General features: G+C 73.4%; 18 protein-coding genes. 14 read left to right on the forward strand and 4 right to left on the reverse strand.

The window, feature by feature from the left end; translation table 11 throughout:
• Nucleotides 1-96: 96 nt before the first annotated feature.
• The 3 genes from dxr to ispG all read left to right on the forward strand — a co-directional run bounded on the left by dxr (nt 97) and on the right by ispG (nt 4,019).
• Entirely contained in the window at nt 97-1,353 is a 1,257-nt protein-coding gene (dxr, locus tag ACH4N1_RS25570; RefSeq protein WP_398100417.1) for a 1-deoxy-D-xylulose-5-phosphate reductoisomerase, read from the forward strand.
• Nucleotides 1,350-2,654 carry a M50 family metallopeptidase gene (locus ACH4N1_RS25575; RefSeq protein ID WP_398100419.1) on the forward strand — a complete coding sequence of 435 codons (1,305 nt, stop codon included), beginning with the start codon at nt 1,350-1,352 and terminating at the stop codon, nt 2,652-2,654. The genes dxr and ACH4N1_RS25575 overlap by 4 nt, the downstream gene beginning before the upstream one ends.
• 207 nt (nt 2,655-2,861) lie before the next feature.
• Nucleotides 2,862-4,019: a flavodoxin-dependent (E)-4-hydroxy-3-methylbut-2-enyl-diphosphate synthase gene (gene ispG, locus ACH4N1_RS25580; RefSeq protein ID WP_398100421.1), complete on the forward strand. Its 1,158-nt coding sequence runs from the start codon at nt 2,862-2,864 to the stop codon at nt 4,017-4,019.
• A gap of 156 nt (nt 4,020-4,175) precedes the next feature.
• Here ispG and ACH4N1_RS25585 read toward each other — a convergent pair whose 3' ends face one another.
• A complete protein-coding gene (locus ACH4N1_RS25585) occupies nt 4,176-4,913 on the reverse strand; it encodes a GNAT family N-acetyltransferase (protein ID WP_398100422.1) in 738 nt (245 codons plus the stop codon).
• Nucleotides 4,914-5,015: 102 nt separating this feature from the next.
• Here ACH4N1_RS25585 and ACH4N1_RS25590 point away from each other — a divergent pair, with 102 nt between their 5' ends.
• The 3 genes from ACH4N1_RS25590 (at nt 5,016) to ACH4N1_RS25600 (ending at nt 8,341) form a co-directional block, all read left to right on the forward strand.
• The gene (locus ACH4N1_RS25590) at nt 5,016-5,864 is read left to right on the forward strand and encodes a GNAT family N-acetyltransferase (RefSeq protein WP_382789669.1); all 849 of its coding nucleotides are present in this window, start codon (nt 5,016-5,018) and stop codon (nt 5,862-5,864) included.
• Nucleotides 5,865-5,984: 120 nt separating this feature from the next.
• Nucleotides 5,985-6,515, forward strand: a complete 531-nt coding sequence (locus tag ACH4N1_RS25595) for a GNAT family N-acetyltransferase (RefSeq protein WP_398100425.1) — start codon at nt 5,985-5,987, stop codon at nt 6,513-6,515.
• A gap of 122 nt (nt 6,516-6,637) precedes the next feature.
• Nucleotides 6,638-8,341, forward strand: coding sequence for a proline--tRNA ligase (locus tag ACH4N1_RS25600; protein WP_398100427.1), 1,704 nt, complete (start codon nt 6,638-6,640; stop codon nt 8,339-8,341).
• Nucleotides 8,342-8,756: 415 nt separating this feature from the next.
• On the opposite strand, the gene ACH4N1_RS25605 is transcribed toward ACH4N1_RS25600, so the two are convergent.
• From ACH4N1_RS25605 to ACH4N1_RS25615, 3 genes are read right to left on the reverse strand one after another with little or no spacing between them, the layout of a single operon-like run.
• Entirely contained in the window at nt 8,757-9,650 is an 894-nt protein-coding gene (locus ACH4N1_RS25605; RefSeq protein ID WP_398100429.1) for an aminoglycoside phosphotransferase family protein, read from the reverse strand.
• 49 nt (nt 9,651-9,699) lie between these two features.
• Nucleotides 9,700-10,236, reverse strand: coding sequence for a ferritin-like domain-containing protein (locus tag ACH4N1_RS25610; RefSeq protein WP_398100431.1), 537 nt, complete (start codon nt 10,234-10,236; stop codon nt 9,700-9,702).
• Entirely contained in the window at nt 10,233-10,856 is a 624-nt protein-coding gene (locus ACH4N1_RS25615; RefSeq protein ID WP_398100433.1) for a hypothetical protein, read from the reverse strand. The genes ACH4N1_RS25610 and ACH4N1_RS25615 overlap by 4 nt, the downstream gene beginning before the upstream one ends.
• Before the next feature lie 259 nt (nt 10,857-11,115).
• On the opposite strand from ACH4N1_RS25615, the gene rimP reads away from it, so the two are divergent.
• The 8 genes from rimP to ACH4N1_RS25655 all read left to right on the forward strand — a co-directional run bounded on the left by rimP (nt 11,116) and on the right by ACH4N1_RS25655 (nt 21,952).
• Nucleotides 11,116-11,643, forward strand: a complete 528-nt coding sequence (rimP, locus tag ACH4N1_RS25620; RefSeq protein ID WP_366061598.1) for a ribosome maturation factor RimP — start codon at nt 11,116-11,118, stop codon at nt 11,641-11,643.
• Between the two features lie 2 nt (nt 11,644-11,645).
• Complete coding sequence (gene nusA / locus ACH4N1_RS25625; protein ID WP_398100435.1) at nt 11,646-12,632, forward strand: transcription termination factor NusA; 987 nt, start codon at nt 11,646-11,648, stop codon at nt 12,630-12,632.
• A gap of 164 nt (nt 12,633-12,796) precedes the next feature.
• Nucleotides 12,797-13,093: a YlxR family protein gene (locus ACH4N1_RS25630; RefSeq protein WP_398100437.1), complete on the forward strand. Its 297-nt coding sequence runs from the start codon at nt 12,797-12,799 to the stop codon at nt 13,091-13,093.
• 147 nt (nt 13,094-13,240) lie between these two features.
• The gene (gene infB, locus ACH4N1_RS25635; protein WP_398100439.1) at nt 13,241-16,342 is read left to right on the forward strand and encodes a translation initiation factor IF-2; all 3,102 of its coding nucleotides are present in this window, start codon (nt 13,241-13,243) and stop codon (nt 16,340-16,342) included.
• A gap of 179 nt (nt 16,343-16,521) precedes the next feature.
• Nucleotides 16,522-16,818, forward strand: a complete 297-nt coding sequence (locus ACH4N1_RS25640) for a DUF503 domain-containing protein (protein ID WP_398100441.1) — start codon at nt 16,522-16,524, stop codon at nt 16,816-16,818.
• Nucleotides 16,819-16,862: 44 nt separating this feature from the next.
• Complete coding sequence (gene rbfA / locus ACH4N1_RS25645) at nt 16,863-17,315, forward strand: 30S ribosome-binding factor RbfA (protein WP_382795822.1); 453 nt, start codon at nt 16,863-16,865, stop codon at nt 17,313-17,315.
• On the forward strand, nt 17,312-18,217 hold the full coding sequence (gene truB / locus ACH4N1_RS25650; RefSeq protein WP_366061603.1) for a tRNA pseudouridine(55) synthase TruB: 906 nt from the start codon (nt 17,312-17,314) through the stop codon (nt 18,215-18,217). The genes rbfA and truB overlap by 4 nt, the downstream gene beginning before the upstream one ends.
• A 282-nt stretch (nt 18,218-18,499) precedes the next feature.
• Nucleotides 18,500-21,952: a trypsin-like peptidase domain-containing protein gene (locus ACH4N1_RS25655; RefSeq protein WP_398100442.1), complete on the forward strand. Its 3,453-nt coding sequence runs from the start codon at nt 18,500-18,502 to the stop codon at nt 21,950-21,952.
• The last annotated feature ends 159 nt before the right edge of the window (nt 21,953-22,111 follow it).

The raw sequence follows: 22,111 nt of genomic DNA on the forward strand, positions 1-22,111 counted from the left end.
CCGGGCCAGGGGTGTCCCACCCAGAGCCCTCCCGCGAGGAGGGCCGTGGGGGGACACCCTGTTCGCCCGCCCGTGCGGTGCGGCAACAATGGGGGCATGAGCGACAGTCCAGCCCCACTCGCCGACCCGCATCTCGTCTACGACCCCGTGGCGGGCGACGGCCCCAAGGACGTGGTGATCCTCGGGTCCACCGGATCGATCGGCACCCAGGCCATCGACCTCGTGCTGCGCAACCCGGACCGCTTCCGGGTGACCGGCCTGTCCGCCAACGGCAGCCGGGTCGCCCTCCTCGCCGAGCAGGCCCGCCGACTGCGGGTGCGGACCGTCGCGGTCGCCCGCGAGGACGTCGTGCCGGCCCTGCGGGAGGCCCTGAGCAGCGCGTACGGCGCCGGCGAGCCGCTCCCCGAGATCCTCGCCGGACCGGACGCGGCCACCCGGCTCGCCGCCTCCGACAGCCACACCGTGCTGAACGGCATCACCGGCTCCATCGGCCTCGCGCCCACCCTCGCCGCCCTGGAGGCGGGCCGCACCCTCGCGCTCGCCAACAAGGAGTCGCTCATCGTCGGCGGCCCGCTGGTGAAGGCGCTCGCCGAGCCCGGCCAGATCATCCCGGTCGACTCCGAGCACGCGGCACTGTTCCAGGCCCTCGCGGCCGGCACCCGCGCCGACGTCCGCAAGCTCGTCGTCACCGCCTCCGGCGGCCCCTTCCGCGGCCGTACCAAGGACCAACTGGCCCACGTCACCGTCGAGGACGCCCTCGCACACCCCACCTGGGCCATGGGCCCGGTCATCACGATCAACTCGGCGACCCTCGTCAACAAGGGTCTGGAAGTCATCGAGGCGCACCTCCTCTACGACATTCCCTTCTCCCGCATTGAGGTGGTCGTGCATCCGCAGTCGTATGTCCACTCGATGGTTGAGTTCACGGACGGATCGACACTGGCGCAGGCGACGCCCCCCGACATGCGCGGGCCCATCGCCATCGGCCTCGGCTGGCCCGAGCGGGTTCCCGACGCGGCGCCCGCCTTCGACTGGAGCAAGGCGTCGACGTGGGAGTTCTTCCCGCTCGACGACGACGCCTTCCCCTCCGTGAACCTCGCCCGGCACGTCGGCGAGCTCGCGGGGACGGCCCCGGCGGTGTTCAATGCCGCCAACGAGGAGTGCGTGGAGGCGTTCCGCAAGGGCGCGCTGCCGTTCAACGGGATCATGGAGACCGTGACGCGGGTCGTCGAGGAGCACGGCACCCCGCGCGCGGGAACCTCGCTCACCGTGCCGGACGTCCTCGAAGCGGAGACCTGGGCGCGCGCCCGGGCCCGGGAACTGACGGCACAGACGGCGGAGGCCCGTGCATGACGACCCTGATGTTCATCCTCGGCATAGTGGTCTTCGCGTTCGGCCTGCTGGTGTCGATCGCCTGGCACGAGCTGGGGCACCTGTCCACCGCCAAGCTCTTCGGCATCCGCGTCCCGCAGTACATGGTCGGCTTCGGCCCCACCATCTGGTCCCGCCACAAGGGCGAGACCGAGTACGGCGTCAAGGCGATCCCGTTCGGCGGCTACATCCGCATGATCGGCATGTTCCCGCCGGGTGACGACGGCCGCGTCACGGCCCGCTCCACCTCGCCCTGGCGCGGCATGATCGAGGACGCCCGCTCGGCGGCGTACGAGGAACTCCGGCCCGGCGACGAGACGCGCATGTTCTACACGCGCAAGCCGTGGAAACGGGTCATCGTGATGTTCGCGGGCCCCTTCATGAACCTGATCCTCGCGGTCGCCCTCTTCCTCACCGTCCTGATGGGCTTCGGCATCCAGCAGCAGACCACGTCCGTCGCCTCCGTCTCGCCCTGCGTCATCGCCCAGAGCGAGAACCGCGACACCTGCGAGAAGGGCGACCCCGCCTCGCCGGCGGCGGCCGCCGGCATGCGGAAGGGCGACAGGATCGTCTCCTTCGCCGGCCGGCCCACCGAGGACTGGGACACCCTCTCCGACCTCATCCGGGTCAGCGCCGGCAAGGAGGTCGCGATCGTCGTCGACCGGGACGGCCGAGAGCTCACCCTGAACGCGAGGATCGCCACCAACCAGGTCGCGAAGAAGGACGCGGGCGGCTCCTACGTCCAGGGCGAGTACGTCAAGGCGGGCTTCCTCGGCTTCAGCGCGGCCACCGGAGTCGTCAAACAGGACTTCGGCGAGTCCACGACCTGGATGACCGAACGGGTCGGTGACGCCGTCGACTCCCTCGCCGCCCTGCCCTCCAAGATCCCCGCCCTGTGGGACGCGGCCTTCGGCGACGGCCCCCGCGAACCCGACTCCCCGATGGGCGTCGTCGGCGCGGCACGGGTCGGCGGAGAGATCGCCACCCTCGACATCCCGGCCTCCCAGCAGCTCGCGATGTTCGTGATGCTGCTCGCCGGCTTCAACCTCTCCCTGTTCCTGTTCAACATGCTCCCGCTGCTGCCGCTCGACGGCGGCCACATCGCGGGCGCCCTGTGGGAGTCGCTGCGCCGCAACCTCGCCAAGGTGCTGCGCCGCCCCGACCCCGGCCCCTTCGACGTGGCGAAGCTGATGCCGGTGGCCTACGTGGTGGCCGGGATCTTCATCTGCTTCACCTTGCTCGTCCTGGTGGCGGATGTGGTCAATCCCGTGAAGATCTCATAGTCGTACGACGTTCAGGGCGGCCCGGCACGATCCGTGCCGGGCCGCCCTCCTGCGAGCGGGGTCCGACGGCCGCCGAGGGCGCCCCGCGCGAGCGTTCCGAGGACGGGGGAGTGCCCGCGCAGCGGCGCCCGTGCCGTAATCTCGAACCCGGGAGCCCGCCACCGACGGGACCTGGACCTTGATCCACGACTTGGGGTTGCACAGCAGATGACTGCGATTTCTCTCGGCATGCCGTCCGTTCCGACCAAGCTCGCCGAGCGCCGCAAGAGCCGGCAGATCCAGGTCGGGTCCGTGGCGGTGGGCGGTGACGCTCCGGTGTCGGTGCAGTCGATGACGACGACGCGCACCTCGGACGTCGGGGCGACGTTGCAGCAGATCGCCGAGCTGACGGCGGCGGGCTGTCAGATCGTGCGGGTGGCGTGTCCGACGCAGGACGACGCGGACGCGCTGGCCACGATCGCGCGCAAGTCGCAGCTGCCGGTGATCGCGGACATCCACTTCCAGCCCAAGTACGTGTTCGCCGCGATCGAGGCGGGCTGTGCGGCGGTGCGGGTGAATCCGGGCAACATCAAGCAGTTCGACGACAAGGTCAAGGAGATCGCGAAGGCCGCCGGCGAGCACGGCACCCCGATCCGGATCGGGGTGAACGCGGGCTCGCTGGACCGGCGGCTGCTGCAGAAGTACGGCAAGGCCACCCCGGAGGCGCTGGTGGAGTCGGCGCTGTGGGAGGCGTCGCTGTTCGAGGAGCACGACTTCCGCGACATCAAGATCTCCGTCAAGCACAACGACCCGGTCGTGATGATCGAGGCCTACCGCCAGCTTGCCGCGCGGTGCGACTACCCCCTGCACCTCGGTGTCACCGAGGCGGGTCCGGCGTTCCAGGGCACCATCAAGTCGGCGGTGGCGTTCGGCGCGCTGCTCTCGCAGGGCATCGGCGACACCATCCGGGTCTCGCTGTCGGCCCCGCCGGTGGAGGAGGTCAAGGTCGGCAACCAGATCCTGGAGTCGCTGGGTCTCAGGCAGCGCGGTCTGGAGATCGTCTCCTGCCCGTCCTGCGGCCGCGCGCAGGTCGATGTGTACAAGCTGGCCGAGGAGGTCACGGCGGGCCTGGAGGGCATGGAGGTGCCGCTGCGGGTCGCGGTCATGGGCTGTGTCGTCAACGGTCCCGGCGAGGCCCGCGAGGCCGACCTGGGGGTGGCCTCCGGCAACGGCAAGGGCCAGATCTTCGTCAAGGGCGAGGTCATCAAGACCGTCCCCGAGTCCAAGATCGTCGAGACCCTCATCGAAGAAGCCATGAAACTGGCCGAGCAGATGGAGTCCGACGGCGTGACGTCCGGCGAACCCCAGGTGTCGGTGGCGGGCTGACCCGCCCGGCTCGCACAACCGCCGGTTCGGGAAGCGGGGACAGGACGCCTGCGGACCGCCGCAGGCGTCCAGGGGCACGGGGAACCGCGTGACCGGCCCCCACCCACCCGCACCCCCACCACCGCCCCCTCGTCGGCCCCGTGCCGGCGGCCCGCGTCAGCGGTGCCGCATCCACACGTTGGGCTCCCGGTACACCCCCTCGTCCGCCTCGCGGTCGACCCGCAGCACGCTCAGGCCGTCGGGGATGACGTAGTCGCCCGACTCGGGCAGCGCCAGGCCCGTCCAGCCCTCCCACTCGGCGACCGTCCCGGTCATCGTCTGGGAGGCCGGTGCCACCGCGAGGATCTCCGCGCCGAGACGTTCGTGCGTGCGGATCCACGGGTCCAGCGCCGTACCGTCGGCGCGCCGCCACCGTATGAAGGAGTCGATCGGCGTCAGCGGATACCGCGCCTTCGTCGTCGGCCGCACCGGTGCCACGACCCGGCTCAGACCGGCCTCCCGCCCCGCTTCCCGCAGCGCGCCCAGCACCCGCCCCGCCAGCCCCCGCCCCTTGAACGACGGGCTGACGATCGCCCCGCAGATCACCAGGGTGTCCGGCGCGACGCCCTGCTCCCGTCCCTCGACGGCGCAGGCCAGACTCCGGCTGTACCCGGCGGGGAGAGCGTCGACCCGCCCGTCCCACCGGATCGGCACGCCCCATCCGCCGGCTACCGGCACCCCGTCCTCGTCGACGAGCAGGAGATCGAGGCCGGCGAACCACTCCCGGACCCGGCCGATGTACTCCCTGCTCACGGGGTCGGCGGTGATGAACGCCGGAAAGCCCTCGCTGAAGAGCTCCGCGAGCTGTTCCGGGGACCACGCGCGGGCGTCGCTCCGCTCGGTTCGCAAGATCATGGACCCGTTGGTGGCACAGGGCCCCCGCACGACGGGCGGCGCCGCACAATCCCGGCGGGTACAGTGCGGAGATCAGGCAGACCCCAGTGTGAGGCCCCGCACGTGTTGACGCAGACCACCTCCCGGGTCCTCGAACCGAGTGACCTGGACGCAGCCCTCGCCGTCCTCGACCGCGAACCGGTCACCAACGCCTTCGTGACCTCCCGGGTGCAGGTCGCGGGCCTGGACCCGTGGCGCCTCGGCGGCGAGATGTGGGGCTGGTACGAGGACGGCATGCTGACGTCCCTCTGCTACGCCGGCGCGAACCTGGTCCCCATCTGCGCCACCCCCCGCGCCATACGCGCCTTCGCCGACCGCGCCCGCCGGGCCGGCCGCCGCTGCTCCTCCATCGTGGGCCCCGCCGACGCCACCGCCCTGCTGTGGCGGCTCCTCGAACCGCACTGGGGCCCCGCCCGCGAGGTCCGCGCCCGCCAGCCCCTGATGGTCACCGACCGGATGCCGGACGACATCGCCCCGGACCCGTACGTACGCCGCATCCGCAAGGACGAGATGGACACGATCATGCCGGCGTGCGTGGCGATGTTCACCGAGGAGGTCGGCGTCTCCCCGATGGCCGGCGACGGCGGCCTGCTCTACCAGGCGCGGGTCGCCGAACTCGTCGGCTCAGGCCGCTCGTTCGCCCGCCTCGACGACCGGGGCAAGGTCGTCTTCAAGGCGGAGATCGGCGCGGCCACGCCCCGGGCCTGCCAGGTCCAGGGCGTCTGGGTGGCCCCCGAGTACCGGGGGAGGGGCCTGGCCGCCCCCGGCATGGCGGCCGTACTGCGCTACGCGCTCGCCGACGTCGCCCCGGTGGTCAGTCTCTACGTCAACGACTTCAACACGACGGCGAGGCGGACGTACCGCAGGGTGGGCTTCGAAGAGGTCGGCGCGTTCATGAGCGTCCTGTTCTGAGGGTTCCGTCCGAGGGTCCCGGAACCTCTTCCCCCGCGCCGCGTCCGGCTCCGTCCCAGGGCACGACCTGCCACATCCGCCCGGCACCCCCCGACCGGAACCCCCCTGTAGGCTCCCGCCATGGACCTCGTCATCGGCCCCTTGGACCTTTCCGCCCACGTGGACGAGGCTCTCGCAGTGCAAGCCGTGGCCTTCGGCCTGGGCCCGGACGAGGTGGCCGTCCGCCGGCAGATCGTCCTGCGCCACATGACCAGCCCCGGCGCGCGGGCGTACGGGGCGACCGTCGGGGACAGGCTCGTCGGCTTCGTCTACGGCATGCCCAACGACCGCGCCCACTGGTGGTCCACCGTCGTCGAGCCCTACCTGCGCGCCAACGGCACCGACTTCTGGCTCGACGACTCCTTCGTCATCACCGAACTCCACGTCCACCCGCATTACCAGAACCGCGGCGCGGGCCGCTCCCTGATCACCACGATCACCGACACCGCGACCGAGCCGCGCTCGATCCTCTCCGCGATCGACGTCGACAGTCCGGCCCGGGCGCTGTACCGCTCCCTGGGCTACCGGGACCTGGCCCGCCGCGTCCTCTTCCCCAGCGCCCCCCGCCCGTACGCCGTGATGGGCGCCCCCCTCCCGCTGCGCCGGGCGTAAACGGATTTCCGGCCGCGCGGGGCTCCCGGCTAACCTCCTAGTGCCGCAACAGGCAGCACCCTCCCCACTCTCGGCCCGTTCCGAGCGGGGCGATTATCCCGATCGGCAGGAGTTCGTACACCATGGCCAACGCACCGGTCCAGCGCATGTCCCAGTTGATGGCGAAGACGCTGCGCGACGACCCGGCGGACGCCGAGGTCCTCAGCCACAAGCTCCTCGTCCGCGCCGGCTACGTCCGCCGCACCGCCGCCGGCGTCTGGAGCTGGCTGCCCCTGGGCAAGAAGGTCCTCGCCAACGTGGAGCGCATCGTCCGCGAGGAGATGGACGCGATCGGCGCCCAGGAGGTGCTGCTCCCCGCCCTGCTGCCGAAGGAGCCCTACGAGGCGACCGGCCGCTGGGAGGAGTACGGTCCCGAACTCTTCCGCCTGAACGACCGCAAGGGCGGCGACTACCTCCTGGGCCCCACCCACGAGGAGATCTTCACCCTGCTGGTCAAGGACCAGTGCACGTCCTACAAGGACCTGCCGGTCATCCTGTACCAGATCCAGACGAAGTTCCGCGACGAGGCCCGCCCCCGCGCCGGCATCCTGCGCGGCCGCGAGTTCCTGATGAAGGACTCCTACTCCTTCGACACCGAGGACGAGGGCCTGGCCGCGTCCTACGCCCTGCACCGCCAGGCGTACCAGAAGGTGTTCGAGCGCCTCGGCCTGGACTACCGCATCTGCGCGGCGACCGCGGGCGCCATGGGCGGCTCGAAGTCGGAGGAGTTCCTGGCCCCGGCCGAGGCCGGCGAGGACACCTTCGCGGACTGCCCGAACTGCGACTTCGCCGCCAACACCGAGGCGATCACGTACGAGCTGAAGCCGGTCGACCCCTCCGCCGTGCCCGCGGCCGAGGAGATCCCCACCCCGGACACCCCGACCATCGAGACCCTCGCCGCCTCCCTCGGCGTGCCGGCCTCCGCCACGCTGAAGAACCTCCTGGTCAAGGTGGACGGCGAGATCGTCGCCGTCGGCGTGCCCGGTGACCGCGAGGTCGACATGGACAAGGTCGAGGCGCACTTCGCGCCGGCCGCCGTCGAGCTGGTCACCGCCGAAGACTTCACCGGCCGCCCCGACCTGGTCCGCGGCTACGTCGGCCCGCAGGGCCTGGCGAAGGTGACCTACATCGCCGACCCGCGCGTGGCGCCGGGCACCGCGTGGATCACGGGCGCCAACAAGGAGAACACGCACGCGAAGAACGTCGTCGCGGGGCGTGACTTCGAGGTCGACGCCTACGTCGACGTCGTGGTCGTCCGGGAGGGCGACCCCTGCCCGAAGTGCGGCACCGGCCTCAAGCTGGACCGCGCCATCGAGATCGGCCACATCTTCCAGCTGGGCCGCAAGTACGCCGACGCCCTCAAGCTCGACGTCCTCGGCCAGAACGGCAAGCCGGTCCGCGTCACCATGGGCTCGTACGGCATCGGCGTCTCCCGCGCGGTCGCGGCCCTCGCCGAGCAGAGCGCCGACGACAAGGGCCTGTGCTGGCCCGCCGAGGTCGCCCCGGCCGACGTGCACGTGGTCGCGGCCGGCAAGGCCCTCCAGACCGAGCTGGCCCTCGACGTCTCCGAGAAACTGCGGGCGGCCGGTCTGCGCGTCCTGGTCGACGACCGGGCCGGGGTCTCGCCGGGCGTGAAGTTCACCGACTCCGAGCTGATCGGCGTACCGAAGATCCTGGTCGCGGGCCGCCGTTCCGCCGAGGGCGTCCTGGAGCTGAAGGACCGCAGGACCGGCGAGCGCGAGGAACTGACGGTGGACGAGGCCGTCGCCCGCCTCACGACCGCGTAAGCGCGTCCCGGATCACTCACGGACCGTTCCCCGGCCGCAGGACGCGACAGACGTCCCGGCGGTGGGGGAACGGTCGTGACCACCGCAGGAGGCACGGCGGCCGACGCGGCAGACCAGCGCCCTGCCCGGCGCGCTCTCGACGCGACGGCCGGACGACGCGCCCTCGGGGGGTGCGGGGAACCGCGTGCCCGGCCACGACGCACCCGCAACCCCGCACCACCCCACCCCGTGGGAACCTGCCTGTTGCGGCCCTAGGGCGTGTCTGACAATTCCCGTCGGGCGCGCGACGCCTGGCACGGCACCTCGCCGCGTTGTCGGATCACCCGAGTACATCCAGTACACGGGCGATCCTCCGCCTTGCGATGCACCGCACCAGACGCCGCGCACTGATCCGACGCGAATTGTCAGACACGCCCTAGACCCACCCGGCGAACTCCAGCAACAACTCCGCGTCCTTGGGCCGCCCCACGCGCAGTGCCCGCACGCCCGACTCCACCGCCCGGAACAGCGTCCACCCCCGCAACCGCTCCTGGTCCACCTCCAGCGACTCCGCGAGCCGCTTCACCCGCCGTCGGGTCGTCGCCGCCCCCGACGGGGAGGCGATCAGGTCCTCCACCCGGTCCCGGACCAGCCGCGCCAGGTCGAAGGCGCACTCGCCGACCACCGGGTCCGGCCCCACCGCCAGCCACGGCATCCGCTCACCCGCGAGCACCTTGCTCTGCCGGAACGTCCCGTGCAGCAGCCGTTGCTCGGGCGGCGCCGACAGCAGCTCCTCGCGGGCCGCGAGCGCCGCGTCGACGAGCCCGGCCACGTCCGCGCCGGCACGCGCGCGCATCACCGCGGCCTGCCGCCCGGTCCGCTCGGCCACCGTCTCGAAGGAGTGCCCGGCGGGCGGTGCCACCCACAGCCGCCGCAGCGTCCCCGCAGCCTCCAGCAGCGCTTTCGCCTCCGGCAGCGACCGCACCGACACGTCGGGGTGCAGGCGCTCCAGCAGGAGAACCCCCTCACTCGCCGGGTCCGCTACCAGCTGTACGGCGCCCAGGCCGTCCCAGTGGGCGAGCGCGGCCCGCTCCGCCTCCGGCCGGAACCGGGGCGGGGCCAGTTTCAGCACGGCCGGCGTCCCGTCGGCACGCCGCACCAGCACCACGAGGCTGCTGCGGCCGCCGGGCACCTGCACCCGCTCGACGGTCAACTCGCGTAGTGCGACGGCCCGGCCGACCGTCTCCGGCAGCTTCTCCAACCAGTCGTCACCGTCCGGCGCGCTCTCGCCGAGCGCCCTGACCAGACGCTGCGGCGGTTCGAAAGCCATACGCGAGTCGTCCTCTCCTGCTGCTCCTGCTTGCTGCTCCTGCTGCGGCCTACGCCGCCGGTGTGGGGGTCGGGGTCGGGGCGGGTGCCGGTGTCGCCGAGCCCGCCTTCGTCGCCGAGGGGCCGGCCCCGGTGGCGGCCGGGTCCGTCTCCGCACCGGCCCGCTCGGCGAGACCAGGGAAGGCTACGCTCCCGCCGCGCCAGCGCACCGCACGGACGGCGGCCTCCCGCAGCACCCCGGCCGCCTCGCGGCGCCGGGCGCCGGTGGACGCCCGGACCAGGTCCGAGTAGACCCCGGCGACGCGTTCCTCCAGCTCGACGGCGAGCCGGACCGCCGCGGCGGAGTCCGGCACCACGAACGGCAGCGCGTACGCGGCGCTCGCGGCGATCGGCTCGGCGCCCAGGCCGCGCACCTCGCGCGCCAGCGCGTCCCGCCGCGCCCGATGCGCGTCGTACGCCGCCCGAGCCTCCGTGCGCCGCTCCTCGTGGATCCGGCCGCCGACCACCCCGTAGCCGTACACCGCCGCGTGCTCGGCGGCCAGCGCGGCCTGGAGCGCCGTGACCTCGCCGGTCTTCCGCCCGCTCATCGGTCCCCCTCCGTCAGCAGGTACGCGTGCGCCGCCCCGGCCGCCGCCACCGAGGCCAGCAGCCGGGCCAGCTCGCCCGGCACGTCCGCCAGACCCGCGACCCTGCGGTCCGCGAGGGCCCGCTCCGCGCCGGCCAGGTCGGCGAGCGCGCCCTTCGCCGTCGCGGGGACGGCCGTGGACGACGTGGGCGACGCGGACGGGACCGCCCCGGAAGCCGAGGCCGACGCCGGTGCCGGTGCCGACGACGCCGGGACGGACGCCGACGCCGGCACCGACGCGGAGGCCGGAGCCGACGGTGACGCCGGGGCGCCCCCCTCCGCGCCGCCGAACGCCGTCACATGCCGCACGACCTCGGCCCGCAGCGGTGCCAGCCGCGCCGCCAGCGCCGGATGGACGGCGAGGACGGCGTCGTAGCGCTCCACCAGTCCCGCGCTGTCCGCGGCGGCACGCGCGCGTGCACGCTCCTGCACGGAGGCCGACGGGTCGTCGCCGGAGGTCTTCCTCCCGGTGTCCCCCTCGCCGGAGGAGCACCCGGCCAGCAGGGCGGCCCCGGCGGCCGAGGCGAGCAGGGTTCTTCGGCGCGGCCCGGAGGGGGTGCGCACAGGCGGCGGGAACGGCACGGCAGACGTCCTCGGGGGATCTCGTACGAAAGGAACCGATCACGGGCCGCTCACGCGCGTGCAGGCCCGTGATCACCGTACCCGCGCGTCGGCCCGGCACCACTCACCGGCACCGCCCGTGCCCCGTCGGGGGCCCGAGGGGTGTCGTCCGGTACCGGTGGGCCACTCGGTGGACGGCAACACACCCCGCGACCGGATACCCTTTGACCAGACACGCGCACCGTCCCACAACAGCACACGCGGCCGAGGAGTCACCCGGATGAGCACCACCCAGAGCGAGAGGCTGCGAGAACTGCTCGAACCGCTCGTCACCTCCCAGGGTCTGGACCTCGAAGAGATCACCGTGGACTCCGTCGGTCGCAAGAGAGTGCTGAGCGTGGTCGTCGACTCCGACACCGGAGCGGACCTGGACCAGATCGCCGATGTGAGCCGCGCGCTCTCGGCGAAGCTCGACGAGACGGACGCGATGGGCGAGGGCGAGTACACCCTCGAGGTCGGCACCCCGGGCGCGGAGCGCGCCCTCACCGAACACCGCCACTACGTCCGTGCCACGGACCGCCTGGTGAAGTTCCAGCTCCACGAGGGCGGCGAGGTCGTCGCCCGCATCCTCGGCGTGGACGACGACGGCCTCGACGTCGAGGTGCCGGGCGTGAAGGGCCGCAGGGCCACCACGCGCAGGCTCGCCTTCGGCGACATCGACAAGGCCCGCGTCCAGGTCGAGTTCAACCGCAAGGACAAGCAGGACGAGCGGGACGAGAAGGACATGAAGGAAGAGGAGGAGGCGTAGCCGTGGACATCGACATGAGCGCCCTGCGGGGTTTGGTGCGGGAGAAGGAGATCTCCTTCGACCTGCTGGTCGAGGCGATCGAGTCGGCCCTCCTCATCGCCTACCACCGCACCGAGGGAAGCCGCCGCCACGCGCGCGTGCGGCTCGACCGGGAATCCGGTCACGTGACCGTGTGGGCGAAGGAGGACCCCGAGGACCTCGAGGAGGGCCAGGGGCCCCGCGAGTTCGACGACACCCCGTCCGACTTCGGCCGTATCGCCGCCACCACGGCGAAGCAGGTGATCCTCCAGCGTCTGCGCGACGCCGAGGACGACGCGACGCTCGGCGAGTACGCGGGCCGTGAGGGCGACATCGTCACCGGCGTGGTCCAGCAGGGCCGCGACCCGAAGAACGTGCTCGTCGACATCGGCAAGATCGAGGCCATCCTGCCCGTGCAGGAGCAGGTCCCGGGTGAGACGTACCCGCACGGCATGCGCCTGCGGTCGTACGTCGTCCGGGTGGCGAAGGGCGTGCGCGGTCCGTCCGTGACGCTCTCGCGGACCCACCCCAACCTGGTGAAGAAGCTGTTCGCGCTCGAGGTGCCGGAGATCGCCGACGGATCCGTCGAGATCTCCGCCATCGCCCGCGAGGCCGGCCACCGCACCAAGATCGCCGTACGGTCCACCCGTTCGGGCCTGAACGCCAAGGGCGCCTGCATCGGCCCGATGGGCGGCCGGGTGCGCAACGTCATGGGCGAGCTGAACGGTGAGAAGATCGACATCGTCGACTGGTCGGACGACCCGGCCGAGATGGTGGCGAACGCCCTGTCGCCCGCCCGGGTGTCCAAGGTGGAGGTCGTCGACATGGCGGCCCGCTCCGCGCGCGTGACGGTGCCGGACTACCAGCTCTCGCTGGCGATCGGCAAGGAGGGCCAGAACGCCCGCCTCGCCGCCCGTCTGACCGGCTGGCGGATCGACATCCGGCCGGACACCGAGCAGCCCGGCGAGTGAGCCGGGGGATCACCCTCGCGGACGAACCGGGAGACCTGTCCCGTGACGCACTCGGGGAATAGATCCAAGCCGTAGCACGCTCAGATCACGTCAGTTGTACGCGCGGCAACCGTTCGACCGCTGCCCCGAAGGGGTGAGGTCGCCGCGGGGAGGTAGACTTAACTGTGTCTGGCCGGACGCACGCCCGAGTATGCCCCGAGCGCACCTGTGTGGGGTGCCGGGAGCGGGCGGCCAAGACGGAACTGCTGCGCATCGTGGCGATCGAGGACGCGTGCGTCCCCGATCCTCGCGGTACGCTGCCCGGCCGGGGTGCATATCTGCATCCCGCCCCGGTCTGTCTCGACCAGGCGGTACGCCGCCGGGCGTTCACGAGGGCCTTGCGAGCCCCGGGAGCGCTCGACACAAAGGCGTTGCGCCAGTACGTCGAGCAGACGAACGTCGCCGAACAGGCGACACCGTAAGAAGGCGTCGTACGGAACCCCCGTGCGGCTCTGGTACCCCGCGAGTTGGAAGTAGGTCGAGATTGCGATGAGCACTCGATGAGCACGCGATGAGTACGCCCATGAAGTAGCGACGGTCCGGACACACCCGGACCTAAAAGGAGCGAAGTGGCTAAGGTCCGGGTATACGAACTCGCCAAGGAGTTCGGGGTGGAGAGCAAGGTCGTCATGGCCAAGCTCCAGGAACTCGGTGAATTCGTCCGTTCGGCGTCTTCGACCATCGAAGCGCCCGTTGTCCGCAAACTGACTGACGCCTTCCAGGGCGGTGGCAGCGGCAAGTCCGCCAAGCCCGCCCCGCGCAAGGCTGCCCCCAGGCCCGCGGCGCCCTCGCCGGCGCAGGCGGCCCGTCCGGGCCCGGCCGCACCGCGGCCGGCCGCCCCCAAGCCGCCGACGGCCCCGCAGCCCGCGGCGCCCGCCGCGCCCGCCGCGCCCGCCGCGCCCGCGGCTTCGGCCGCCCCGTCGGCCCCCTCTCCGGCGGCCTCCGGCCCGCGTCCGGGCCCCCGGCCCGCGCCGCGTCCGGCCCCGGCCGCCCCGGAGTTCACCGCTCCGCCGGCGCCTCCGGCCGCTCCGGCCGCCCAGAAGCCGGCCTCCCAGGGCCCGCGTCCCGGCGCACCCCGTCCCGCCGGCCGTCCGGCCGCCGGTCAGGGTCAGCAGGGCGGTCAGGGCCAGCGCCCGGCCGCCGCGCAGGGCCAGCGCCCCGGTGGCGGCGCTGCGCGTCCGGGCGGTGCCCGTCCGGCCGGCCCGCGTCCCGGCAACAACCCCTTCACCTCCGGCGGCAACGCCGGTATGGCCCGTCCGCAGGCCCCGCGCCCGCAGGGCGGCCCCGGCGGTCCGCGTCCCGGCGGTCCCGGTGCTGCCCCCGGCGCCGGTCCCCGTCCCCAGGCGCCCGGCGCCCAGGGCGGCGGTCCGCGTCCGCAGGCTCCGGGCGGCGCGCGTCCGTCCCCGTCCGGCATGCCCCGCCCGCAGGGCGGCGCTCCGCGTCCGGGCGGCCCGCGTCCCAACCCGGGCATGATGCCGCAGCGTCCGGCTGCCGGTCCCCGTCCCGGTGGCGGTCCCGGCGGTCGCGGTCCGGGCGGCGGCGGTCGTCCCGGCGGCGGCGGCGGTCGTCCCGGTGGCGGCGGCTTCGCCGGTCGTCCCGGTGGCGGCGGCGGTTTCGCCGGTCGTCCCGGTGCTCCCGGTGCCGGTGGCGGCGGCTTCGCCGGCCGTCCCGGCGGTCCGGGCGGTGGCGGCGGTGGCCGTCCCGGCTTCGGTGGCCGTCCCGGCGGTCCCGGTGGCCGTGGTGGCACGCAGGGCGCCTTCGGCCGTCCCGGCGGTCCCGCGCGTCGCGGTCGCAAGTCGAAGCGGCAGAGGCGCCAGGAGTACGAGGCCATGCAGGCCCCGTCGGTCGGCGGCGTGATGCTGCCTCGCGGCAACGGCGAAGCCATTCGCCTGTCGCGCGGTGCGTCGCTCACCGACTTCGCGGAGAAGATCAACGCCAACCCGGCGTCGCTCGTCGCGGTCATGATGAACCTCGGCGAGATGGTCACGGCCACGCAGTCCGTCTCCGACGAGACGCTCCAGCTCCTCGCCGACGAGATGAACTACACGGTTCAGATCGTCAGCCCCGAGGAGGAGGACCGCGAGCTGCTCGAGTCCTTCGACATCGAGTTCGGCGAGGACGAGGGCGACGAGGACGACCTGGTGGTCCGTCCCCCGGTCGTCACCGTCATGGGTCACGTCGACCACGGCAAGACCCGACTGCTCGACGCCATCCGCAAGACGAACGTCATCGCGGGCGAGGCCGGCGGCATCACGCAGCACATCGGTGCCTACCAGGTGTCGACCGAGGTCAACGACGAAGAGCGCAAGATCACCTTCATCGACACCCCGGGTCACGAGGCGTTCACCGCCATGCGTGCCCGTGGTGCCCGGTCGACCGACATCGCGATCCTGGTCGTCGCGGCCAACGACGGCGTCATGCCGCAGACGGTCGAGGCGCTCAACCACGCGAAGGCGGCCGAGGTCCCGATCGTCGTCGCGGTCAACAAGATCGACGTCGAGGGCGCCGACCCGACCAAGGTGCGCGGTCAGCTCACCGAGTTCGGTCTGGTGGCCGAGGAGTACGGCGGCGACACGATGTTCGTCGACATCTCCGCCAAGCAGGGTCTGCACATCGACTCGCTGCTGGAGGCCGTGATCCTCACGGCCGACGCCTCGCTCGACCTGCGGGCCAACCCGAGCCAGGACGCGCAGGGCATCTCGATCGAGTCCCGTCTCGACCGCGGCCGCGGTGCCGTGTCCACGGTCCTCGTCCAGCGAGGCACCCTGCGGGTCGGCGACACGATGGTCGTGGGCGACGCCTACGGCCGCGTGCGCGCCATGCTCGACGACAACGGCAACAACGTCGCCGAGGCGGGTCCGTCGACTCCGGTCCAGGTGTTGGGTCTCACCAACGTCCCCGGCGCCGGCGACAACTTCCTGGTGGTCGACGAGGACCGTACGGCCCGTCAGATCGCCGAGAAGCGTGCGGCCCGCGAGCGCAACGCCGCCTTCGCCAAGCGCACGCGCAGGTTCTCCCTGGAGAACCTGGACGCGGCCCTGAAGGCCGGCGAGGTCCAGCAGCTGAACCTGATCATCAAGGGTGACGCGTCCGGATCGGTCGAGGCCCTCGAGTCCTCGCTCGTCCAGCTGGACGTCGGCGAAGAGGTCGACATCCGCGTCCTGCACCGCGGCGTCGGTGCGGTCACGGAGTCCGACGTGGACCTCGCGATGGGCTCGGACGCCATCGTCATCGGCTTCAACGTCCGTGCGGCCGGCCGCGCGGCGCAGATGGCCGAGCGCGAGGGCGTGGACGTCCGGTACTACTCGGTCATCTACCAGGCGATCGAGGAGATCGAGGCGGCCCTGAAGGGCATGCTGAAGCCGGAGTACGAGGAGTTCGAGCTGGGCACGGCGGAGATCCGCGAGGTCTTCAAGTCGTCCAAGCTCGGCAACATCGCCGGTGTCCTGGTCCGCTCGGGCGAGGTCAAGCGCAACACCAAGGCGCGCCTCATCCGCGACGGCAAGGTCATCGCGGAGAACCTCAACATCGAGGGCCTGCGTCGCTTCAAGGACGACGTCACCGAGATCCGCGAAGGCTACGAGGGCGGTATCAACCTCGGAAACTTCAACGACATCAAGATCGACGACGTCATCGCGACGTACGAGATGCGGGAGAAGCCGCGGGTGTGACACCCCCGGTTCGTGCCGGCCGGCGGGGCGTCGTCCCCGCCGGCCGGTGCGGCGTTGCGGCGGCGGTGAGCGGGGAAAACCCCGTCGAGCCGCGGCCGCGATCGTTGTACCGTTCTTGATGCCCCTGTCCGTTCAGGACAGGGTCGTCGATCCCGTACCGGCGGGTGAACCGGTTGCACATGTACGTGGGGACCCTGTCCTTCGACCTCCTCCTCGGCGACATACGCTCGCTGAAGGAGAAGCGCTCCGTCGTCCGCCCGATCGTCGCCGAGCTCCAGCGCAAGTACGCGGTGAGCGCGGCCGAGGTGGACCACCAGGACCTGCACCGCCGGGCGGTCATCGGCCTGGCCATGGTGTCCGGGGACACGGAGCACCTGACCGATGTACTGGACCGGTGCGAACGGCTCGTCGCCGCCCGCCCCGAGGTGGACCTGTTGTCGGTCCGACGCCGTCTCCACGGCGAAGACGACGACTGACCGCACCAGAGAACGCAAGAGAAGAAAGAACGGGAGACGGACCAGTGGCCGACAACGCGCGCGCCAAGAGGCTGGCGGACCTCATCCGAGAGGTGGTGGCGCAGAAGCTGCAGCGCGGGATCAAGGACCCGCGGCTCGGCTCCCACGTCACCATCACGGACACCCGCGTCACGGGTGACCTCAGGGAGGCGACCGTCTTCTACACCGTGTACGGGGACGACGAGGAGCGGGCCGCCGCGGCCGCGGGCCTGGAGAGCGCCAAGGGCGTCCTGCGCTCCGAGGTCGGCCGTGCGGCGGGCGTGAAGTTCACGCCCACGCTGAGCTTCATCGCCGACGCCCTCCCGGAGAACGCCCGCACCATCGACGACCTCCTCGACCGGGCGCGGCAGGCCGACGAGAAGGTGCGCGAGGCGTCCGCGGGCGCCGGGTACGCCGCCGGCGCCGACCCCTACAAGAAGCCCGGTGACGACGACGAGACGGACGACGCCGCCGAATGAACCGGAAGCAGACCCCGCCCGACGGCCTTGTCATCGTCGACAAGCCGTCGGGCTTCACTTCGCACGACGTCGTGGCCAAGATGCGCGGGATCGCCAGGACCCGCCGCGTCGGCCACGCCGGCACCCTCGACCCGATGGCGACGGGCGTCCTCGTCCTCGGCGTCGAGAAGGCCACCAAGCTCCTCGGGCACCTCGCGCTCACCGAGAAGGAGTACCTGGGGACGATCCGGCTGGGCCAGAACACCCTGACGGACGACGCCGAGGGCGAGATCACCTCCGCCACCGACGCCTCCGGGGTCGGCCGGGACGCCATCGACGCCGGGATCGCCAAGCTGACCGGCCGCATCATGCAGGTCCCGTCCAAGGTCAGCGCCATCAAGATCGACGGTGTGCGCTCCTACAAGCGGGCCCGCGACGGCGAGGACTTCGAGATCCCCGCCCGCCCGGTGACCATCTCCTCGTTCACCGTGTACGACGTCCGGGACGCCGTCGCCGAGGACGGCACCCCCGTCCTGGACCTGATCGTCTCGGTGGTCTGCTCCTCCGGCACCTACATCCGCGCCCTCGCCCGCGACCTGGGTGCCGACCTGGGCGTCGGCGGTCACCTCACGGTCCTGCGCCGCACCCGCGTCGGCCCGTACAAGCTGGACTCCGCCCGCACCCTCGACCAGCTCCAGGAGGAGCTGACGGTGATGCCGATCGCGGAGGCCGCCGCGGCCGCGTTCCCCCGCTGGGACGTGGACGAAAGGCGGGCCCGGCTGCTCCTCAACGGTGTGCGGCTGGAGATGCCCGAGGAGTACGCGGGCGCCGGCGCGGTCGGCGTCTTCGACCCCGAAGGCCGCTTCCTGGCGCTGGTGGAGGAACAGAAGGGCAAGGCCAAGAGCCTGGCCGTCTTCGGCTGAGGCCCCCGGGGCCGGTCCGGCGGATCATGCCGCGGACGCCGCGCCCCGCCCGTGGAGCGGCGGACACGGGGTCCCGCTCCGCCGCCGCTCCACGGGTCCCCCCTCGGTTCCCCCACCTTCAGGATGTGTCGGACGAGCCCCGTTCATTCACCCGTCCGGACGGGCGCTCGGAGTGAACCGAGGGGGTGCGCGGGGGCGCGTTCGTATCGCGGCCTGTCCCGCCGATCACCGCGCGCCTACCGTCGACCAGAGGGCACGCGGGCGCGGCGGGGAGGTACGGCGATGGCGGGACGGGGCCCGCGCACCGGCGACGGCCGCGACACACCGCGGCACGGCCCCCGGGCGGCGCACGAGGACGACCCGCGCGCCTTCCCCGACCCGCGCGCCTTCCCCGAACCCTCGCCGGTCCGCGTCCAGGACCTCGCCGGCCGCCTCCGCGGCACCGGCTTCCTGGCCGACCACCACGGCACCGTCGTCACCAGCCACGAGGCCGTCGACGGCCTGACCCGTCTCGTCCTGTTCGGCGCCGGCGGCCGCGGCTGCGTCGTCACCGCCGACGCGGTCACCCCGCTCCCGGAACTGGACCTGGCCCTCGTCCGCACCCAGGGCCTCGACGCCGCCCCCCTGCCGGTCACCGTGCGCGAGGGCGTCGACAGCGGCACCTACGTCCGGCTGGCCGCCGGCTGCTGGCGCGAGGCGCGGGTGCTGGCGGCGACCTCCGTGACGTACACGGCCACGGACCGCTTCCACCGCCTCGCGCACTGCCTGGAGCTGGCCATCGGCACGGCGGGGCGGGACGCGCTGCGGCTCGGCGGGGGCGCGGCCGGCGGGCCCGTGCTCGACGCGGAGACCGGCGCCGTCGTCGCCGTCCTGGGCACCGCCCTGCGCTCCGACCACCACGACACCGGTTTCGCCGTCCCCCTGCGCCCCGCCCCGCCGGGCGGCCCCCTCGCCGACCTCCTCGCCCGCAACGCTGCCACCGTCCCCGCCTACGGCGCCGACCTCAACCTGGCGGGCGTCCTCGAACTCGCGGCCACCTCCGTCGGCTCCGACGGACCGCCCGCCTGCCCCCATGCCGCCGTCGAACGCGCCCTGCCCGCCCATGAGTTCGCCGCCTTCACCGAGAGCGGGGCCGCCGTCCTCGCCCTCGTCGGCGCCCCCGGCAGCGGCCGTACGACCGAACTCGCGGCCCTCGCCGGCCGGCGCGCCCGGGGCCCGGAACCGGCGCCCACGCTGTGGCTGCGCGGCGCCGACCTGCGGGAGACGGACCGCTCCGTCGCCGACGCGGCCCGTCGCGCGCTGACCCGTGCCGCCCGGATCGTCGCCGCGTCCCGCCCGGTGCCCGCCCTCGACGACCTGACCCCGGAGCGGCTCGCCCACCTCGCCCGCGCCGCCGGCCGCCCGATGCTGCTCCTCCTCGACGGCCCCGAGGAGATGCCGCCCCTCCTCGCCCACCGCCTCCCCGAGTGGACCGGGGGCACCGTCGGCTGGCTGCGGGAGACCGGAGCCCGGCTGGTGGTGGCGTGCCGGGCGGAGTACTGGGAGCAGGCGGGCCCGCACTTCCCGGCGGGCGTGCTGCACGGCCGCGCGGACCGGGACCTGCCGCCCCGCGTCCCGCTCGACGACCTCACCGGGGCCGAGGCCGAGGAGGCCCGTGCCCTGCTCGGCGTCCCGGACACCGCCCTCGCGGGCCCCGACGCCCGGCACCCCCTCACCCTCCGCCTGTACGCGGAGGTCCGCGCCGCCCTCCCCGACACCGAGCCCACCGCGCCCGTCGGACGCGACGACGTCTTCGCCGCCCACCTCGACCTGCTGTGCCTGCGGATCGCGGTCCGGCTGGCCGCGGAGAACGGCGTGCGCGGCACCGCCGTACGCCTGCTCGCCGCGAAGGTGTCCGGACAGGTCCACGAGGCGGCCCGGCGCAGCCTCGGGCCGGGCCGGGGCGAGCTGGACCGGGCCTCGTTCGAGGCGGTGTTCCCGTGGGGACCCGCGCCCGCCCGGCTCGGTGGCGGAACCGGCTGGGCGTCCGCCGTCCTCGCCGAAGGGCTCCTGGTGCCCGCCGGCGGCGGCTACCGCTTCGCCCACGAGGAACTCGCCGACTGGCTCCAGGGCCTCCACCTCGACCTGGACGAGGCCCTGCGCGTCCTCGTCCACCGCCCGCGCACCGCCGACGGCACCCACCCGCTGCCCGTCCCGCACCACCGCATCGGCCCCGTCGTCCAGGCGCTGCTGCACCTCGGCCGGCAACAGGGGGCCCGGCAACTCGCCTTCCGCCTCACGGAGTTGACCCACGCGCTGGAGGCCGACCCGGAGTCCTGGTGGGCCGCCCGACTGCTCGCCGAGACCCTGCCGCGCGTCCCGGACGCGACCCCGTACGCCGGCGCCCTGCGGCTCCTGGCCGACCTCGTCGTCAGCCGGTGCGACCGGCCGGACCGGCCGGCCGGGTTCGGCCCGGCCTTCTGGGCGGCCCTGCCGCTCCCGGCCGGCCTCCGCCTCGACCTCCTGCGCCGGCTGGTCCTCACGGACCCGGCCCCGGACACCGAGGACGCCCCCCGCCACCTCGACGCCGTCGCCCGGCTGCTCGCCGACGACGCCACCGCCGTACAGCCGCTGCTCGCCCTCTGGTTCGACGACGAGCGGCCGCTTCCCGCGACACCGCACGCCACCGTCGCGACGGCCGCGCAGGCCCTGCTGCACACCCACCGGCACCGCGGCCTGGACAGCCTCACCGAGGTCCTCGTGGACCGCGCGCACCCGCGCGCCGACGAACTCCTCGCCGTGCTCGCCGAGGAGGAACCCTCCGCGCTGTGCCGGGCCGTGGACCGGTGGGCGCACGACGAGCGACCGCAGCGGAGAGCCGCGGCGATGGCGCACGGGCAGCGCGCGGCGGCCCGCGCGCGTACCCGCCCCGACCGCGACCTGCTGCGGTACGCCGCCCTCGCCGTCCTCTCCCGCCCCGCCGACCGGGACCTCCACGGCGCCGCGCTCGCCCTCCTCGTGCGCGACCCCGAGGCCCGCGGCCGGCATCTGCCGCGGGCCCTGGAGCGGTTCGCGCGGGACGATCCGACACTGCCCCCGAGCGCCCTGCTCACCGCCCTCGCCACCCACCCGGAACCGGTCCTCGACGCCTGCCGCACCCGGCTGGACGGACCCGGCACGGACACCGGACCCCTGCTGCGTGCCCTGGTCGACGCCACCACGCCCGCCCTGGCCCGCCGGGTGGCCCCGCTCCTGCGCGAGGTGCTGGAGCGGCGCCCGGAGGCCGTCGGCCACCTCGCCGCGTCTCTCGACGAGCACCTCGACCTCGGACAGCCCGCCCATGCCGTGCTGTTCCCCCTGGTCACCGGGCTGCTGGACGGCGGATCCGTGACCGTACGGGCCGCCCTGGCCGGTGTCCTGGCCGGACCCGGCCCCCTCCGCCGGGAACTGCTGGACCTCCTGCTCGCCCACGAACACGACGTCGCCGTCCTGGACGCCGTACTGCACGCGGCCGGCCGGCTCAGCGGCCCGGACCTGCGCGTCCTCGTCCACCGCACCGGCCTCCTGCTCGGCCGCACCCCGGAGGGCGCCGCCCGCTTCGACCGCGGCCTGGTCGACCTGGCCCGCCACACCCCCGGCTTCGCCGCACAGCTCGCGGGCTGGCTCGCCGGACAGCCGGCGCAGTGGGCGGCGCTGGTCGGCCCGGCCGCCCGCCGCACGATCGAGCACCTGGCGGGTGCGCGGGTCCCCGTCTGATCAGGGGCCGCGCCCGACGGTCCCCGGCAGTGGGGCGAGTCACAGCGCCCAAGCCCGATGCGGGCCGGAGACACCCGGCATGGCACCCTTAGAGCTGCGTACGCGGTCAACGGAACACACGAACACGCGAACACACGAACACACGACAAACACTGACAC

Origin of the sequence: Streptomyces sp. NPDC017202 (assembly GCF_044331705.1) — a bacterium.
Taxonomy (GTDB): Bacteria; Actinomycetota; Actinomycetes; order Streptomycetales; family Streptomycetaceae; genus Streptomyces.